This is a genomic window from Ottowia sp. (assembly GCF_035444425.1).
GTDB lineage: Bacteria > Pseudomonadota > Gammaproteobacteria > Burkholderiales > Burkholderiaceae_C > Ottowia.
The window spans coordinates 58,970-75,471 of the sequence record NZ_DAOMOQ010000013.1 but is presented as its reverse complement, the minus strand read 5'-3'; the positions used below and the strand labels follow the sequence as shown (position 1 = coordinate 75,471).

General features: G+C 67.9%; 17 protein-coding genes. 2 read left to right on the top strand and 15 right to left on the bottom strand.

Annotation, left to right across the window (positions count from 1 at the left end):
- Window positions 1–112: 112 nt before the first annotated feature.
- From PK606_RS07480 to PK606_RS07415, 14 genes are all read right to left on the bottom strand, one after another.
- Window positions 113–1,546, bottom strand: coding sequence for a bifunctional enoyl-CoA hydratase/phosphate acetyltransferase (locus tag PK606_RS07480; RefSeq protein WP_324562328.1), 1,434 nt, complete (start codon window positions 1,544–1,546; stop codon window positions 113–115).
- A 101-nt stretch (window positions 1,547–1,647) separates the two neighbouring features.
- Complete coding sequence (locus PK606_RS07475) at window positions 1,648–2,439, bottom strand: SDR family oxidoreductase (RefSeq protein WP_324562327.1); 792 nt, start codon at window positions 2,437–2,439, stop codon at window positions 1,648–1,650.
- 110 nt (window positions 2,440–2,549) lie between these two features.
- Complete coding sequence (locus tag PK606_RS07470; RefSeq protein ID WP_324562324.1) at window positions 2,550–3,047, bottom strand: GNAT family N-acetyltransferase; 498 nt, start codon at window positions 3,045–3,047, stop codon at window positions 2,550–2,552.
- Window positions 3,044–3,967 carry a DMT family transporter gene (locus PK606_RS07465; RefSeq protein WP_324562322.1) on the bottom strand — a complete coding sequence of 308 codons (924 nt, stop codon included), beginning with the start codon at window positions 3,965–3,967 and terminating at the stop codon, window positions 3,044–3,046. Before PK606_RS07465 ends, PK606_RS07470 begins: the two co-directional genes overlap by 4 nt.
- Window positions 3,968–4,033: 66 nt before the next feature.
- Window positions 4,034–5,368 carry a DUF3422 family protein gene (locus tag PK606_RS07460; RefSeq protein ID WP_324562320.1) on the bottom strand — a complete coding sequence of 445 codons (1,335 nt, stop codon included), beginning with the start codon at window positions 5,366–5,368 and terminating at the stop codon, window positions 4,034–4,036.
- A gap of 104 nt (window positions 5,369–5,472) precedes the next feature.
- On the bottom strand, window positions 5,473–6,984 hold the full coding sequence (locus tag PK606_RS07455) for a tripartite tricarboxylate transporter permease (RefSeq protein ID WP_324562340.1): 1,512 nt from the start codon (window positions 6,982–6,984) through the stop codon (window positions 5,473–5,475).
- 16 nt (window positions 6,985–7,000) lie between these two features.
- Window positions 7,001–7,489, bottom strand: coding sequence for a tripartite tricarboxylate transporter TctB family protein (locus PK606_RS07450; protein ID WP_324562318.1), 489 nt, complete (start codon window positions 7,487–7,489; stop codon window positions 7,001–7,003).
- A gap of 361 nt (window positions 7,490–7,850) precedes the next feature.
- Window positions 7,851–8,606, bottom strand: a complete 756-nt coding sequence (locus PK606_RS07445; protein ID WP_324562316.1) for a class I SAM-dependent methyltransferase — start codon at window positions 8,604–8,606, stop codon at window positions 7,851–7,853.
- Between the two features lie 51 nt (window positions 8,607–8,657).
- On the bottom strand, window positions 8,658–9,002 hold the full coding sequence (locus PK606_RS07440; RefSeq protein ID WP_324562314.1) for a serine hydrolase: 345 nt from the start codon (window positions 9,000–9,002) through the stop codon (window positions 8,658–8,660).
- 103 nt (window positions 9,003–9,105) lie between these two features.
- Window positions 9,106–9,648: a serine hydrolase domain-containing protein gene (locus PK606_RS07435; RefSeq protein WP_324562312.1), complete on the bottom strand. Its 543-nt coding sequence runs from the start codon at window positions 9,646–9,648 to the stop codon at window positions 9,106–9,108.
- An 81-nt stretch (window positions 9,649–9,729) separates the two neighbouring features.
- Window positions 9,730–11,085, bottom strand: coding sequence for a phosphoglucosamine mutase (gene glmM, locus PK606_RS07430; RefSeq protein ID WP_324562311.1), 1,356 nt, complete (start codon window positions 11,083–11,085; stop codon window positions 9,730–9,732).
- A 104-nt stretch (window positions 11,086–11,189) separates the two neighbouring features.
- Window positions 11,190–12,065, bottom strand: a complete 876-nt coding sequence (gene folP, locus PK606_RS07425) for a dihydropteroate synthase (RefSeq protein WP_324562309.1) — start codon at window positions 12,063–12,065, stop codon at window positions 11,190–11,192.
- A gap of 183 nt (window positions 12,066–12,248) precedes the next feature.
- Entirely contained in the window at window positions 12,249–14,168 is a 1,920-nt protein-coding gene (gene ftsH / locus PK606_RS07420) for an ATP-dependent zinc metalloprotease FtsH (RefSeq protein ID WP_324562307.1), read from the bottom strand.
- A 188-nt stretch (window positions 14,169–14,356) separates the two neighbouring features.
- Window positions 14,357–15,013 carry an RlmE family RNA methyltransferase gene (locus tag PK606_RS07415; RefSeq protein WP_324562305.1) on the bottom strand — a complete coding sequence of 219 codons (657 nt, stop codon included), beginning with the start codon at window positions 15,011–15,013 and terminating at the stop codon, window positions 14,357–14,359.
- Window positions 15,014–15,034: 21 nt separating this feature from the next.
- Between PK606_RS07415 and PK606_RS07410 the strand changes: the two genes are divergently transcribed.
- Together PK606_RS07410 and PK606_RS07405 are read left to right on the top strand one after the other, a co-directional pair.
- On the top strand, window positions 15,035–15,508 hold the full coding sequence (locus tag PK606_RS07410; protein ID WP_324562303.1) for a YhbY family RNA-binding protein: 474 nt from the start codon (window positions 15,035–15,037) through the stop codon (window positions 15,506–15,508).
- Window positions 15,509–15,545: 37 nt separating this feature from the next.
- Window positions 15,546–16,268, top strand: a complete 723-nt coding sequence (locus PK606_RS07405) for a glycosyltransferase (RefSeq protein WP_324562301.1) — start codon at window positions 15,546–15,548, stop codon at window positions 16,266–16,268.
- Between the two features lie 28 nt (window positions 16,269–16,296).
- On the opposite strand, the gene PK606_RS07400 is transcribed toward PK606_RS07405, so the two are convergent.
- Window positions 16,297–16,502 (bottom strand): Kdo hydroxylase family protein (locus tag PK606_RS07400; RefSeq protein WP_324562298.1); only part of this gene is annotated, 206 nt, incomplete at its 5' end.

Sequence of the window (16,502 nt, the reverse complement as noted above, 5' to 3'; positions counted from 1 at the left end):
CCCCTGGTCAATGTTCGACTGGCACTGCTGATCACGTTTGCACTGGCACTAACAAGCGTGAACCCACGGAGGGCCTGACGGCCCTTCCCCCTTTTGCTTCTCAAGGGGGGATTCAAGGCTTCACCAGCCGGTAATGGTGCGCCACCCGCTTGGCCAGCACGGCCGATGCCAGGTAGGCGGTGGCGCTGTCGTGCCGATGCGTGACCAGCGTGATCGGTATCCGCGCACCCAGCACCAGGCCCGAGGCGGTGGCGCCGGCCAGGTACTGCAGCTGGCGCGCCAGCATCGAGGCGGCTTCCATGTCGGGCGCCAGCAGCACGTCGGCCTGGCCAGCCATGGTCGAGTTCGGGTGCTTGACGCGAGCCGACTGCGCCGATACCGCGCTGTCGAAGGCCAGTGGGCCGTCGATCAGGCCGCCCACGATCTGGCCGCAGTCGGCCACCTTACACAGCGAGGCAGCGTCGATGGTGGACGGCACGCCGGCGTCGATCTCCTCCGCCGCCGACAGCACCGCCACGCGCGGCGTCTGCACGCCCATGATGCGCGCCAAGTCCATGGCGTTGCGCACGATGTCGGCCTTCTCAGCCAGCGTCGGCGCGGCGTGCAGCACGGCGTCGGTCAGCAGCAGCGGCTTGGCATAGGTCGGCACCTCGAAACGGAACACGTGCGACAGGCGCCGGCGCGTGTGCAGCGCGGGCACGGCCTGCACGGCCGCCAGCAGTTCATCCTTGCGCAGGCTGCCAGCCATCAGCGCCTCGATGCGGCCTTCGGCTGCCAGCGCCGCACCGGCCGCGGCCGAGGCGACGCTGTGCGGCGCCGCAAGCAGTTCGACGCCCTGCAGGTCGATACCAGCTGTTTCTGCTGTTTCGCGGATGCGCTCAGGCGGACCGATCAGTACCGGCTCGATCAGGCCTTCGCGCGCCGCGCGCAGCGCACCCTCCAGCACCCCGGCATGGCACGGATGCACCAAGCCGCAGCGCACCGCCGCCAGCCCCTGGCCCTGGGCCAGCAGCGCCTTCAGGCGCGCCTCGGGATCGAACAGCTGGATCTGCGGCGCCTGGATGCGCGGCAGGCGCAGTTTCTCGGTCGGCGCCAGCACGCGCGCCACGCCCGAAAGCACTTTCTCCTGTTGCTGGTTGGTCACCGTGCAGTCGAGTTCGACGCGCTTCTTCTGCTCGTCCTTGGCCAGCACCGTCACCATGACGGTGAGCGTGTCGCCAACCCGCACCGGGCGCGCAAAGCGCAGCGACTGCTCCAGGTAGATGGTGCCCGGCCCCGGCAGCGTGGTACCGAGCACGGCCGAAATCAGCGCGCCGCCCCACATGCCGTGCGCGATGACGCCGTGGAACATGGTGGCGTCGGCGTACACCGGGTCCAGGTGCGCCGGGTTGGTGTCGCCCGAGACGGCGGCGAAGGCCTGGATGTCGGCCTGGCTCAGCGTGCGCACCAGGCGCGCCGACTGGCCGATCTGGAGCTCGTCGAAGGTGAGGTTTTCGATCACCTCGTGGTCGCCATCCGTGGCGACCGGGAAAACTGCTGCGGTCATCGAACACAAGCCAACTGCCGGAGATGGCGGCCATCATGCCGGTCGGGCATGGCAGTTTCATGACCCGCCGCGCACTGGCAGCGGCCGCGTGTGTCGCAGCTTCAGTACGTGCCCGGATAGGCGCCGCCGTCAGGCAGGATGTTCTGCCCGGTCAGGTAGGCCGCCTGCTGACTGCACAGGAAGGCGCAGATGGCGCCGAACTCGGCCGGCGTGCCGAAGCGCCGTGCCGGGATCTGCGCCGCGTGCGCACTGCGCACCTCGTCGAGCGGCTTGCCGCTCTTGTCCGCCGCGCCCTGCAATGTGGCGTTGAGGCGGTCGGTATCGAACTTGCCCGGCAGCAGGTTGTTCACCGTGACACCCTTGGCGGCGATCTCCGGGTTGCGCGCCAGCCCGGCGATGAAGCCGGTGAGCCCCGAGCGCGCGCCGTTGGACAGCCCCAGGATGTCGATCGGCGCCTTCACCGCGCTCGAGGTGATGTTGACGATGCGCCCGAAGCCGCGCGCCAGCATGCCGTCCAGCATCGCCTTGATCAGTTCGATCGGTGTCAGCATGTTGGCGTCGATGGCCTTGATCCAGGCGGCGCGATCCCAGTCGCGGAAGCTGCCGGTGGGTGGCCCGCCGGCGTTGGTCACCACAATGTCGAAGTCGCGCCGCACGGCGAACACCGCCGCGCGGCCATCGGGCGTGGTGATGTCGGCGGCGACCGCGATCACCTCAGCCTGGCCGTTCAGTTCGGCCTTTAACTCAGCCGCAGCGGCATCCAGCGCGTCCTGGCCCCGCGCCACCATCACGACGTTTACGCGCTCGTGCGCCAGCGCGCGCGCGCAGCCCAGCCCCAGCCCCTTGCTGGCGCCGCCGACCAGCGCCCATTTGCCTGCGATCCCTAAGTCCATTTCGTGCTCCGATCGACAGGCGGGCTCGCGCACTCCGCGCACCACCCGCGATGGGGCATGGTAACGCACGCCTGAGGGCAGAGCGCGACCCGCAAGGGGACCCGCGGGCTTCAGGCGTGGCGTGTTTCAGCCACCATCGTGCAGGCGCTCCCCAACTCGCCCACTGTCTCGAAGCCCAGGCTTTCGTAAAGGTGCAAGGCAGGGTTGTCGCGCTCCACGCTGAGGCTAACGCGGAGCGTGCCGGCGCGTGCTGCTTCGCCCAGCAGTCGCGTCATCAACAGTCGTCCGATGCCCCGCTGGCGGTAGGCCGCAGCCACGCCAATGCCGATTTCGGGCACCTCCGGAGCCACGTAGCCGAAGGAATGGTCTACGTCCGACCAGAACCTCAGCCACGCGGCACCGACCGGTTCCTCGGCGGCTTCGGCCACCACAGCCAGATCGCCAGCCCGGCCCCAGCCAGCGAGCAGCTTGCTCAGCACGGGATAGGCCAGCCCGCCTTCCAGATCGGGTCGGGGTGCACCCCTCCAATACGCCGCTTCGTAAAGCATCTGCCGCAGGAAGGTCAGATCCGCTTCTGCTGCTGGGCGAATGGTGACCTCGGCGCTCACCGCCCAGCCCTGCTGAACATGAAGATGCCCGCCACCACCAGCACCGTGCCTGCCGCCAGCCAGGGCGTGAAGGGCTCGCCCAGCAGCACGATGCCCATGGCAATGGTGGACAGCGGGCCGATCATGCCGACCTGCGCGGCCAGCGTAGGGCCGACGCGCTCGACCGCCATCATCACCATCAGCACCGGCGCGGCGGTGCACAGGGTGGCGTTGAGGATCGACAGCCAGATCACCTCGGGCGCGACCTGCGCCGCCGCCAGCGGCTTGACGAGCAGGAACTGCAGGATGCAGCAGATGCAGGCGACGGTGGTGGCCAGGCCGACCAGGCGCAGCGCGCCCAGGCGCTGCACGAATTCGCCGCTGTAGAACAGGTACAGCGCGTAGGTGAAGGTGGAGATGAAGATCAGCAGTGCGCCCCAGGCGGTGGCGCTGGTGGGCGCGAAACGCAGTTCGACGCCGAACACCAGCAGCGCACCGGCATAGCTGACCGCGGTGGCCAGCAGGTGCGCACGCCGGATGCGCTGCCCGTGCAGCAGCCAGCCGAGCAGCAGCACCATGGTCGGACCGAGGTAGAGGATCAGCCGCTCCAGGCTGGCGGTGATGTACTGCAGGCCGGCGAAATCCAGCATGCTGGAGGCGTAGTAGCCGATGAAGCCCAGGCCCAGCACGCCGGCCCAGTCGCGCCGCCCGAGCGGCGCCTTGCCGCGCCCGGCCCACCAGGCCATGAAGACGAAGAAGGGCAGCGCGAACAGCATGCGGTACATGATGAGCGTGACCGCATCGACGTCGTAGCGGTAGGCCAGCTTGACGATGATGGCCTTGCCGCTGAAGGCGATGGCGCCCAGCGCGGCCATCAGCAGGCCGGTGAGGCGCCGCCTGCGGTCATCGTCGGCCGCGCACGCCGCTGGCACGGCAGGCATGGCTGCTCCGATGGTCCGATTGGCCCTGCGCACGCTGGCTCTGCTCAACCGCCCGCCACCCGGCCGTCAACGGTGGTGCGCATCGCCCATGATGCGGTGGTGCAGGCGCCGCAGCGACCACCACACGCCGCCGGCCACCAGCGGCACCGCGATCGCCATGGTGGCCTCGGCCGACAGCGGCCAGCCCAGGCCGTGCGCACCCTTGACCAGGTAGCCGATCAGGCCGACCACGTAGTAGGTGATGGCGGCCACCGACAGGCCTTCCACCGTCGATTGCAGCTTGAGCTGCATGGCGCCGCGCCGGTCCATCGCTGCCAGCAGTTCGCGGCTACTCTGCTGCTGTTCGATCTCGACCCGGGTGCGCAGCAGATGGCTCATGCGGGCGATGCGCTCGGACAGCGCAGCCTGGCGCCGGGCGGCCGAGCGGCAGGTGCTCATGGCCGGCGTCAGCCGGCGCTCCATGAAGTCGTGCAGCGACTGCATGCTCTCGATGCGCGATTCGGCAATGTCGTGCAGGCGCTTGACCACCAGATCATGGTAGGCGGCGCTGGCGGCAAAGCGCGTGTGGGTGGCGGCGTACAGGCCTTCCAGTTCGGCGGCCAGGCGGGTCAGCCGGTCCAGCAGGGCCGGTTCGTCGGCGCGCTCGGCCTGGCACACCGCCTGCGCCAGCGACGCCAGTTCGGTCTCGCCGCCGGCCAGGCAGCGGCTGGCTGCGCGTGCGGTCGGCAGCGCCAGCAGCGCCGCCATGCGGTAGGTCTCGATCTCCAGCAGGCGCTGCACTAGGCGGCCGAGCCGGCGCGGCGAGACCTGGCCGGGCGCCACCTCGCCGGTGAACACCAGCATGCGCACGCAGCCATCAGGGCGCAGTTGCATGTCGGTGTGCAGCTCGGAGCTGTGGCTGATCACGTTCGAGCCGGTCAGCGTGCGTTCGTCCAGCAGGTGCCGCACCAGCGCCGCCCGGTCGGTGCCGGCCTTGGGCAGCACCCACAGCTGGATGCCGGCCAGCGCGCGCCCCGGGATGGCGGCGCGCCAGGCTGCCGGTGCCAGCTCTGCCGCATTGGGCGGCTCGCCATGCTGCAGCGCCAGCACCTCGGGCGGTTGCAGCGGGCGCATGAAGGTCCAGCTGACGAATTCGGTGTGCTGCTCCCAGCGCAGTGCGAAGTCGCCCAGGTCGGCGCGCCAGTACACCGCATCCTGGGCCGGTGCCGGCTGGCCGCGGCCGGCCAGCAGTTCGGCCAGGTGGGCACGGCTGGCGGCGCGCTCGCTGGCGTCGGCCAGCATGGCCCAGTGCGTCACCACCAGCGGCGCGGTCAGCGCTTCGGGCGGCCGCGCATGCACCTCGTCGTGCAGGGCTTGCCGGCGCGCGGCGTCCAGGGGTTCTGATGAAGCAAAGGGCTGCATGGTCGGGATTCGAGGAGGCACTGCATTGTCCGCCAGCATCACCAAGCGAAACGGCGCCGTGTGGCGCCGTTTGCACAGGCACGTGAGCCGGCGGGCTCGGCCCGCTATTCTTCCTCGAACGCCACTTCCCTGCTCTTCTTCACCGCCGGCAGCAGCACGATCACCAGCAGCAGCACCGACAGCGCCAGCAGCGTGGCCGACAGCGGACGCGTCACCAGCACGCTCCAGTCGCCGCGCGACAGCAGCAGCGCCCGCCGCAGGTTCTCCTCCATCATCGGCCCCAGGATCAGCCCCAGCAGCAGCGGCGCCGGCTCCATCCCGAGCTTGATGAAGACGTAGCCCAGGATGCCGAACCAGCCCACCATCCACACGTCCCAGGTGTTGTTGTTGGTCGAGTACACGCCGATGGCGCAGAACAGCACGATGGCCGGAAACAGCCAGCGATACGGCACCGTCAGCAGCTTGATCCACAGCCCCACCAGCGGCAGGTTGAGGATGATCAGCATGGCGTTGCCGATCCACATCGAGGCGATCAGGCCCCAGAACAGCTCGGGGTTGCTGGTCATCACCTGCGGGCCGGGCTGGATGTTGTGAATCGTCATGGCGCCCACCATCAGCGCCATCACGGCGTTGGGCGGGATGCCGAGCGTCAGCAGCGGGATGAAGGAGGCCTGCGAGCCGGCGTTGTTGGCCGATTCGGGCGCCGCCACGCCGCGGATGTTGCCCTGGCCGAACGGCACTTCGCCGGGCTTGAGCTTGGTCTTCTTCTCGATGGTGTAGGCGGCGAAGGCCGACAGCAGCGCGCCGCCTCCGGGCAGGATGCCCAGGCCCGAGCCCAGCAAGGTGCCGCGCAGGATGGCCGGCATCATCAGCTTCCAGTCTTCCTTGGTCGGGTAGATGTGCTCGACCTTGCCGGTGAAGACTTCGCGCTTTTCTTCCGTGTGCGCCAGGTTGGCGATGATCTCGCCGTAGCCGAACACGCCCATGGCAATCACGATGAAGCCGATGCCGTCGGTGAGTTCGGGGATGTCGAAGCTGTAGCGCGCCACGCCCGAGTTGACGTCGGTGCCGACCATGCCCAGCAGCAGCCCGAGCACGATCATGCCGATGGCCTTGATGAGCGAGCCCGAGGCCAACACGACGGCGCCGATCAGGCCCAGCACCATGAGCGAGAAGTATTCGGCCGGGCCGAACTTGAAGGCGACTTCGGTCAGCGGCACGGCAAAGCCGGCCAGCCACAGGGTACCGAAGCAGCCGGCGATGAATGAGCCGATGGCCGCTGACGCCAGCGCCGGCCCGGCGCGCCCCTTGCGCGCCATCTGGTAGCCGTCGATCACGGTGACCACCGAGGATGACTCGCCCGGCAGGTTGACGAGGATGGCGGTGGTGGAGCCGCCGTACTGGGCGCCGTAGTAGATGCCGGCCAGCATGATGAGCGCCGCCGTCGGCGGCAGCGCGTAGGTGGCCGGCAGCAGCATGGCGATGGTGGGCACCGGGCCGATGCCCGGCAGCACGCCGATCAGCGTGCCGAGCAGGCAGCCGATGAAGGCGTAGATCAGGTTCTGCAGCGTGAAGGCGACGCTGAAGCCCAGCGACAGGTGGTCGATGAGTTCCATCATGATCCGGTACTCCTCAACGACCCAGGAAGGTCGGCCAGACCTGGAACTGCAGGTTCAGGCCCCAGACGAAGGCGCCCCAGCTGAGCGCGGCCAGCAGCACGCCGAGGATCAGCACCTCGATCCACCTGAATTCGGTGCCGGCCATGGAGGCGACGATGGTCAGCACGATGATGGCGATGATCAGGCCCATGGCCGGCAGGCCCAGCAGCGGCCAGCCGCCCAGCAGGATGCCGAACAGGAAGTTGGCGGCAATGATGAAGATCAGCGGCCGCCAGGCCCATTTGCCGATGGGGTCGCCATCGGGGGTCTCGACCACCAGCGAGCGGAACATGACGATGGCGCCGATGGCCGCCAGCAAGATGCCCAGCATCAGCGGGAAGTAGCCCGGACCCATGCGGGCGCCGCTGCCGATGCTGTAGGTGGTCGCTCCCCACGCAAAGCCGACACCAATCACCACGTACAGCAGACCAGCGAAGAAGTCCTTCTGACTCTTGATACTCACGGGGGTTGTCTCCTTGAACTCACAAGCCGCGAATCGCCGATCAGGCCATGTCGTCCCGACGACGATCCGCAGGCGGCCCGTATTCTTGCATGGCCAGCCATGGAGACCGTGTTGCAAACACGACAATTTCAGGGGGAAACCCTCGATTTTGTGCGGATTCTTTTGTAACGCTCACCGGGAGCGAATGTCGCCCTGTCTTGGATCGCGATGCTTCGAGCATGGCTTGGTGCGGCGCTCATCGATCGGCGTGAACACAGCCACCGACCGATGCCTGCACCGGCGCGCGCACCGGCGGACAGCCCACCCCAACTCGCTTGGCACCAACGCACATCACGATCAGTCGGGGTCTACCTTCGGTCGTTCACTTCTGCAAGGCCTTGAAGACCTTCAGCCACTTGCGCGCCGGCAGGCCCCAGCGTGCCTCGATCAACTCAGCCTGCGCCTGCAGCACGCCGCGCTTGGGGCGCGACGGCGTGCGCTGTGCCAGCACCACGGCGTTGCCTTCACGGGTCGGCTTGAAAGCCCACACCGCGCGTTCACCGAACGCGGCGCCAATGCTTTCCAGGCTGCGCTCGAAACTGGCCGAACGACCGAACAGGTTGACCGTCATGCAGCCGTCCTCGGTCAGCAGCAGACGGCAGTCGGCGTAGAAGTCCGGGCTGTCGAGCACCGGCGCCGCTGCCTCGTGGTCGTACAGATCCACCTGCAGGGCATCCACCGTACCGAGCCATTCGGGCTGGCGCACTTCGCGCGCGGCGTCAGCGAGCACCACGCGCAGGCGCTCGTCCTCGGGCGGCAGCCGCATCCAGGCGCGACAGACATCGGCCACGCGCGGGTTGATCTCCACCGCGGTGCAGCGCATGCGCAGCTTCTTGTAGCAGAACTTGGTCAGCGCGGCGGCACCCAGGCCGAGCTGCATCGCGTGCCGCCCGGCGACCGAATCGGGCGGCACGAACAGCAGCCAGGCCATCATGCGCTGCACGTACTCCAGGTCGATGTCGAACGGCGCATCGATGCGCATGCTGCCCTGCACCCACTCGGTGCCCAGGTGCAGGTAGCGGATGCCATCGGCTTCGGAGAGATTGACCTCCAGCGAGGCCAGGGAAGAACGTTTCAAGGTGGGTCGATTATCGCCATCCACCCCGGCAGGCGAGGATCGGCGCACCGATCACTTGTCGACCGCCGCGTACACCATGTTCCGGATGATCGACCGGTGCGCCACGCGCTGCTTGGGCGACTGCACCATGAGGATGGTGTACAAGCGCGTCCTGGGATCGACCCAGAAGTAGGTGCCGCCGGCGCCACCCCACCAGTAGTCGCCCGCCGGCGCAACGAACGGTGCTTCGCCGTCGACCCGGCGCACGGCGAATCCCAGCCCGAAGCCATCGCCCGGCCCAGGCAGATACAGCGGCGTGACCGCAACGCCGCTGCCGATGTGGTCGGCCGTCATATAGGCGATGGTGCGCGGGCTCAGATAGCGCCTGCCATCCAGCGCGCCGCCGTTCAGCAGCATCTGCAGGAAGCGCGGTAGTCATCGATGGTGGACACCAGCCCGCCGCCGCCCGATTCGAACCTCTCGACCTTGCGCGGATCGCCCATGGTGGCACCGACGCCGATCACGCGGTCATCCGGCAGCGGCTCCGCCAGCCGCGCCTGGCGCGCCGGCTCGGGCACGTAGAAGCTGGTGTCGCGCATGTCCAGCGGGCCACCGGGAGCTCCAGCATCAGCTGGCCCTCCTCGGCCAGCATCAGGGTGGCAACCGACACCAGCGGCTTGGTCATCGAGCAGATGCGGAAGATGCTGTCGCGCGCCATCGGCCTGGGCTGCGCCGGGTCCTGCTGGCCGACCGCATCGACGTAGGCCACGCGACCGTCGCGGGCGACCATCACCATCGCGCCCGGAATGCGCTTGGCCTCGACTTCGCCGCGCAACCACGCACCGATACGCTGCAGGCGCGCGGCATTCAGGCCAACCTGCTCCAGCGCGGCGGTCGGCAGGGGCTGTGATGGCGGCCACCACTGCGCGCTGGCCAGCGCCGTGAAGCAGCTCAGCAGGGCACCGGGAAAGGCACGCCGGCACAGGTTCAGGCTCGTGATCGGGTTCTCCTCGGGGGGTGGAAAACCTCGCTTATGGCGCGCGCGCCGCTGCCAAGCCCGCATTCGGGTGATCCGGGAAACTGCCGAGGCCGCGGAAAAACCTGGTTACAGACAAACCGCCGCTGGCCCTGCGGCCGACCGGCGTCAGGCGGCCAGCGTCGCCGCCAGCCGCTCTGCGCAATCACGCGCCTGTGCCGCATCCTGCGCCTCGACCATCACCCGGACCAGCGGCTCGGTTCCGCTGGCGCGGATCAGCACGCGGCCACGATCGCACAGATCGGCTTCGACCGCGCGCTGCGCATCGTGCAGGCGTGCGTTCTGCTGCCAATCCTGGCCGGGCGCCAGGCGCACGTTGATCAGCGTCTGGGGGAACAGCTGCACGTCGCCCAGCTGCTCGGCCACGGTACGTCCGCTGGCCGCGCAGGCACGCAGCACCTGCAGCGCCGAAACGAGGCCGTCACCGGTGCTGTGGCGATCCAGCGTCAGCAGGTGGCCGGAGCCTTCGCCACCCAGGATCCAGCCGCGCCGGTGCAGCTCTTCCAGCACATAGCGGTCGCCCACCTTGGCGCGCACGAACTCGTAGCCGAGCCGCCGGATGCCGAGTTCGACCGCCATGTTGGTCATCAGCGTGCCGACCACGCCGCCGAGCTCCGGCCCGCGTTCCTGGCCCCTGGCCTGGCGGTACGCCAGCCGGTCGGCGGCCAGCAGGTACAGCAGTTCGTCACCGTTGAACAGCCGGCCGCTGGCATCCACCAGCTGCAGGCGGTCGGCGTCGCCATCGAGCGCGATGCCGTAGTCGGCGCCCTGCGCGATCACCTCGCGCACCAGCGCCTCGGGATGCGTGGCGCCGACGCCGTCGTTGATGTTCAGGCCATCGGGGGCGCAGCCGATCGCCACCACGTCGGCGCCCAGCTCGTGGAACACCTTGGGCGCGATCTGGTAGGCCGCGCCATGTGCGGCATCGACGACGAATTTCATGCCGCGCAGACTCAGGTGGCTGCTGAAGGTGCTCTTGCAGAACTCGATGTAGCGGCCGGCCGCGTCGTCGAGCCGGCGCGCGCGGCCCAGGTGCGCGGAGTCGGTCCATTGCGGCGGCTCGTCCAGTGCGGCCTCCACCTCCAGTTCCCAGGCGTCGGGCAGCTTGCTGCCGCGGGCGTCGAAGAACTTGATGCCGTTGTCGGGAAAGGCGTTGTGGCTGGCGCTGATGACCACGCCCAGGCTGGCGCGCTGCGCCCGCGTCAGGTAGGCGACCGCGGGCGTCGGCACCGGGCCGAGCAGCACCACGTTGGCGCCGGCCGAATTGAGGCCGGATTCCAGCGCGCTCTCCAGCATGTAGCCCGAGATGCGGGTGTCCTTGCCGATCAGCACCACCGGGTCGGCCTGGCGCCGCTTGAGCACGCGCCCGACCGCGTGGCCCAGGCGCAGCACGAAGTCGGGCGTGATGGGTGCGCGGCCCACGGTGCCGCGAATGCCGTCGGTGCCGAAGTATTTGCGGCCCATGGATGCTCTCTCCCGATGAACGTCGTCGAAACGCCGTACCGGCTGCGGGCCGGTGGCTCGAAGCTATGATTTTAATAGTTGCCGGGGCCGGTCGCGCTCGCCGCTCACGGCCGGACGGCCGCCTGCATGCGGCGCCACACCGCCAGCGCCTGCACGGTCTCGCGCACGTCGTGCACGCGCACGATGCGTGCACCGCGCTCGACCGCCAGCAACGCCGCCGCGACGCTGCCGACGACGCGCTCGGCCGGCGCCGAGTTGTCCTGCCCTTCACCCTGCAGCGCGGCCCCGACCGAGGACTTGCGCGACCAGCCCACCAGCAACGGATAACCCGCTTCCAGCAACTCCGACTGGCGTGCCAGCAGCGCGTAGTTCTGCGCCACCGTCTTGCCGAAGCCGATGCCCGGGTCGAGCACGATGCGGCTGCGGTCCACGCCCTGCGCCTGCAGCGCCTGCGCGGCCTGCGCCAGGAAGCGCCGCACCTGCGGCACCGCGTCGCCTTCCATCGGCGCACTCTGCATGGTCTGCGGGTCGCGGTGCATGTGCATCAGGCAAATGCCGCAGGACGGATGGCGGCGCACGACCTCCACTGCATTCGGCCCGCCGCTTTCGCTGCCGCGGCGCAGGGCCCAGATGTCGTTGACGATGTCGGCGCCCAGATCAAGTACGGCGGCCATAACCTCGGGCTTGTAGGTGTCGACCGAGACCGGCACGTGCAGCTTCACGGCTTCGCGCACCAGCGGCAGCACCCGCGCGATCTCCTCGGCCAGCGGCACGGCCGGGCTGCCGGGCCGCGTCGATTCACCGCCGATGTCGAGGATGTGCGCACCTTCGGCCAGCAACTGCTCGCAGTGGCGCAGCGCCGATCGGGTGTCGTCATGCTCGCCGCCGTCCGAGAACGAATCCGGCGTGACGTTGACGATGCCCATCACTTTGGGCTCGCCGAGGTCGATCTCGAAGCGCGTGGTTTTCCAGATGCTCATGTGCCGGAAAAAGGAAAACGGGGCTCAAGTGCCCCGTGGAAGACAAGAAACCGGACGCAGAGCGCGCGACGATGCGCAGAGGACGCAGAAAAGACCGGAGAAAACTCAGAAATCTCTTCTCGTCTTCTCTGCGTCCTCTGCGAAACCTTTGCGTCCGCTGCGTTCCGGCTGTTCAGCAGCGCATCAAGCCACCGTCGGCGCCGGATCGGCCGGCTTGGCCGCCGGCGTGCCGCCGGTGCCGCTGCCGCCCGAGAACGGCGTGCGTGGCGTGAAGTCCTTGGGCGGGCGCGGCGCGCGGCCGGCCATGATGTCGTCGAGCTGCTCGCCGTCGATGGTTTCCCAGTCCAGCAGCGCCTTGGCCATGGCGTGCATCTTGTCCTGGTTCTCCTCGATCAGCCGGCGCGCCAATGCGTACTGCTCGTCGATGATGCGGCGCACCTCGTTGTCGACCTTCTGCATGGTCTCCTCCGAGATGTTGGTGGTCTTGGTCACGCTGCGGCCCAGGAACACCTCGCCCTCGTTCTCGGCGTAGACCATCGGGCCCATCGCCTCGCTCATGCCGTAGCGCATCACCATGTCGCGCGCGATCTGGGTGGCGCGCTCGAAGTCGTTGGAAGCGCCGGTGGTCATCTGGTTCATGAACACCTCTTCCGCGATGCGGCCGCCGAACAGCATGCTGATCTGGTTCAGCATGTATTCCTTGTCGTAGCTGTAGCGGTCCTGCTCGGGCAGGCTCATGGTCACGCCCAGCGCGCGGCCGCGCGGGATGATGGTGACCTTGTGCACCGGGTCGCACTTCGGCAAAAGCTTGCCGATCAGCGCGTGGCCCGACTCGTGGTAGGCCGTGTTGCGGCGCTCTTCCTCGGGCATGACCATGCTCTTGCGCTCGGGGCCCATCAGGATCTTGTCCTTGGCCTTCTCGAAGTCCTGCATCTCGACCACGCGCGCGTTGCGGCGCGCGGCCATCAGCGCGGCTTCGTTGACGAGGTTGGCCAGGTCGGCACCGCTCATGCCGGGCGTGCCGCGCGCGATCACGCTGGGGCTCACGTCCTGGCCGATCGGGATCTTGCGCATGTGCACGTTCAGGATCTGCTCGCGGCCGCGGATGTCGGGCAGCGTCACGTAGACCTGGCGGTCGAAGCGCCCCGGGCGCAGCAAGGCTGCATCGAGGATGTCGGGGCGGTTGGTGGCCGCGACCACGATCACGCCCAGGTTAGTCTCGAAGCCGTCCATCTCGACCAGCATCTGGTTCAGCGTCTGCTCGCGCTCGTCGTTGCCGCCGCCGAGGCCGGCACCACGCTGGCGGCCGACGGCATCGATCTCGTCGATGAAGATGATGCAGGGCGCATTCTTCTTGGCGTTTTCGAACATGTCGCGCACGCGCGCCGCGCCGACGCCGACGAACATCTCGACGAAGTCGGAACCCGAGATGCTGAAGAACGGCACCTTGGCCTCACCGGCAATGGATTTCGCCAGCAGCGTCTTGCCGGTGCCGGGCGGGCCAACCAGCAGCAGGCCGCGCGGGATGCGGCCGCCGAGCTTCTGGAATTTCTGCGGATCCTTCAGGAAGTCGACCACTTCCTTGACTTCTTCCTTGGCCTCGTCGCAGCCGGCGACGTCGGCGAAGGTGACGGTGTTGTTGTTCTCGTCCAGCATGCGCGCCTTCGACTTGCCGAAGCTGAACGCGCCGCCCTTGCCACCGCCCTGCATCTGCCGCATGAAGTAGATCCAGACGCCGATCAGCAGCAGCATCGGGCCCCAGCTGACCAGCAGGGTCATCAACAGCGAGCCTTCCTCGCGCGGCTTGACGTCGAACTTGACGCCGTGGTTGATCAAGTCGCCGACCAGGCCGCGGTCCAGGTAGGTGGCCTGCGTGCGCACGCGCCGGTCGTCGTTCATCACCGCCACGATGTCGGTGCCGCCCTGGCCTTCCTGGATGGTCGCGCTCTTGACGCGGTTGTTGCGCACTTCAGCCAGGAAATCGGAATACGCCATGTGGCTGGCACTCGCCATGCGTCCGCCGTCGAACTGCTTGAACACAGTGAACAGCACCATGGCAATCACCATCCAGACGGCGATCTTCGAAAACCATTGATTGTTCAAGGACTTGAACTCCAGTCAAATAAACCCGGCAATGCCGAGCAGGTGCGGCTCATTTTAGGCTTTTCAAGCGGTGAAACCTGTCGGACAGCGACGCCAACCCTTCGAGGAAAGTCGACATTGGCCTGCATACACCCTGGTTGTTCACCGTCCGCCGCCCGCGGCTTGACGAGCGTCAAGATCAAGCCCGGCTAGGGCTTCAGACCGATGCCGACCAGAAAGGTTTCCGCCGACTTCGGGCGCGAGGCCTTGGGCTTGATCGGCTTGACGACCCGAAAGCGTTCCTTGAACAGCTTCACCAGCTGGCTGTAGCCGCTGCCGTGGAACAGCTTCACCACCAGCGCACCATCCGGCTTGAGGTGCTGCACGGAGAAATCCACCGCCAGCTCCACCAGGTGCGCGATGCGCACCGCATCGCTGGATTCGACGCCCGAGAGGTTGGGCGCCATGTCCGACACCACCACATCCAGCGGCTGGCCACCCACCGCTTCGTGCAGCTGCGCCAGCACCGCATCCTCGCGAAAATCGCCCTGCAGGAACAGCACGCCTTCGATCGGCTCCATCGGCAGGATGTCGAGTGCCACGATGGCACCATGAAGCTCGCCCACCGCCGCGCCGCCCGGCGACAGGCGCCCGCGCAGGTACTGGCTCCAGGCACCGGGGGCGGAGCCCAGGTCCACCACGCGCATGCCCGGCTTGATCAGCCCGAGCGCCTCGTCGATCTCCTTCAGCTTGTAGGCGGCGCGGGCACGGTAGCCCTCCTTCTGCGCCAGCTTGACGTAGGGATCGTTCAGGTGGTCGCTCAGCCAAGCCTTGTTGACCTTCCTGCTCTTGGTTTTCACTTTCATGCTGCCCGGATAATACGGGCCATGCCGCAGATCACACTTTCTCCTGCCGACCGCAAGGCGCACCGCGCCGAGGCGCATCACCTCGACCCCGTGGTCATGATCGGCGGCGACGGGCTGACGCCCGCCATCGTCAAGGAAACCGACGCGGCACTGAACGCCCACGGCCTGATCAAGATCCGCGTACACGGCGACGACCGCGCCGCACGCGAGGCGATCTACCAGCAGCTCGCCGATCAGCTGAACGCGGCGCCGATCCAGCACATCGGCAAGCTGCTGGTGCTGTGGCGGCCCAAGCCGAAGAAGGACAAGGCCGTCGACGAAGACCGCATGGCCGGTCCCAAGGACGTGAAGGTGCTGAAGTACAGCAAGCGCGGCGGCCAGCGCCCCGAGGTGCGGGTGGTGCGCGTGCTGGGCAACCAGCGGCTGACGCCCGGCGGCAAGCTCAAGAAGGCGGCGCCGAAGCAGAAGTCGGTCAAGAAGAGCCGTGCCGACTGAAGCCATGCCGAATAGCGATCAGCGTCACATCCTGTGCATGAAATGGGGCACCAAGTACGGCCCCGATTACGTCAACCGCCTGTACGGCATGGTGCGCCGGCACCTGTCGGGCGAGTTCAACTTCGTCTGCCTGACCGACGACGCCCAGGGCATCCGAGCCGAGGTGCAGTGCCTGCCGATCCCGCCGCTGAACCTGCAGCTCAAGCCCGGCCAGCGTGATGGCGCCTGGAAGAAGCTCACCACCTTCGAGGGCGACCTGCACGGCCTGCGCGGCACGGCGCTGTTCCTCGACCTCGACGTGGTCATCGTCGGCAGCCTGGATGATTTCTTCACCCAGCGGGGCGAGTTCCTCATCATCAAGGACTACCACCGCTTCTGGCGCTTCGGCGAGCGCATCGTCGGCAACTCGTCGGTCTACCGCTTCACGCTGGGCGCACACGCCGACGTGCTGGCGCATTTCCGTGGCCACATGGCCGAGGCGCAGAAGCAATACCGCAACGAGCAGGAATTCCTCTCGCACTTCCTGCACAAGCAGGGCAAGCTGAGCTACTGGCCGGCCGAATGGTGCCCGAGCTTCAAGTACCACTGCATCCCGACCTGGCCGAGCAACTACTGGAAGCCGCCCTTCGTGCCGAAGAACGCGCGCATCGTCATCTTCCACGGCGAGGTGAACCCGCCCGACGCCCTGGCCGGCAAGCGCAACAAGCGTTTCGCCCACATCGAGCCGGCGCTGTGGGTGGGCGAGGCGTGGAAGGGCTGAACCGTGGCGTCCAGGAAGACGGCTGGCTTCAGCGCGCCACGCCCGCACCCACGCCCACCAGCGGCCGTCCCATCAGCCTGGTGAGGATCGCCAGCGGGCTGGCCTGCGGATCGACTTCATGGCCAGGCGGCAGGTAGAGCGTCTGCTCCATCATGAACTGCCCGCTCATCACCGCGTGCGTGGCCTGGTCGGAGAAGCACACCCAGACGCTGCCGGGCGGAAACGGCACCGTCA

What these genes read in the sequence shown, in the direction of transcription:
- PK606_RS07460 (WP_324562320.1), bottom strand. Translation starts at nt 5,368, where the DNA reads ATGCAGCCCTTTGCTTCATCAGAACCCCTGGACGCCGCGCGCCGGCAA.
- PK606_RS07480 (WP_324562328.1), bottom strand. Translation starts at nt 1,546, where the DNA reads ATGACCGCAGCAGTTTTCCCGGTCGCCACGGATGGCGACCACGAGGTG.
- PK606_RS07455 (WP_324562340.1), bottom strand. Translation starts at nt 6,984, where the DNA reads ATGGAACTCATCGACCACCTGTCGCTGGGCTTCAGCGTCGCCTTCACG.
- PK606_RS07410 (WP_324562303.1), top strand. Translation starts at nt 15,035, where the DNA reads ATGCCGCAGATCACACTTTCTCCTGCCGACCGCAAGGCGCACCGCGCC.
- PK606_RS07475 (WP_324562327.1), bottom strand. Translation starts at nt 2,439, where the DNA reads ATGGACTTAGGGATCGCAGGCAAATGGGCGCTGGTCGGCGGCGCCAGC.
- folP (WP_324562309.1), bottom strand. Translation starts at nt 12,065, where the DNA reads ATGAGCATCTGGAAAACCACGCGCTTCGAGATCGACCTCGGCGAGCCC.
- glmM (WP_324562311.1), bottom strand. Translation starts at nt 11,085, where the DNA reads ATGGGCCGCAAATACTTCGGCACCGACGGCATTCGCGGCACCGTGGGC.
- PK606_RS07465 (WP_324562322.1), bottom strand. Translation starts at nt 3,967, where the DNA reads ATGCCTGCCGTGCCAGCGGCGTGCGCGGCCGACGATGACCGCAGGCGG.
- PK606_RS07435 (WP_324562312.1), bottom strand. Translation starts at nt 9,648, where the DNA reads ATGCGGGCTTGGCAGCGGCGCGCGCGCCATAAGCGAGGTTTTCCACCC.
- PK606_RS07440 (WP_324562314.1), bottom strand. Translation starts at nt 9,002, where the DNA reads ATGCTGCTGAACGGCGGCGCGCTGGATGGCAGGCGCTATCTGAGCCCG.
- PK606_RS07415 (WP_324562305.1), bottom strand. Translation starts at nt 15,013, where the DNA reads ATGAAAGTGAAAACCAAGAGCAGGAAGGTCAACAAGGCTTGGCTGAGC.
- PK606_RS07405 (WP_324562301.1), top strand. Translation starts at nt 15,546, where the DNA reads ATGAAATGGGGCACCAAGTACGGCCCCGATTACGTCAACCGCCTGTAC.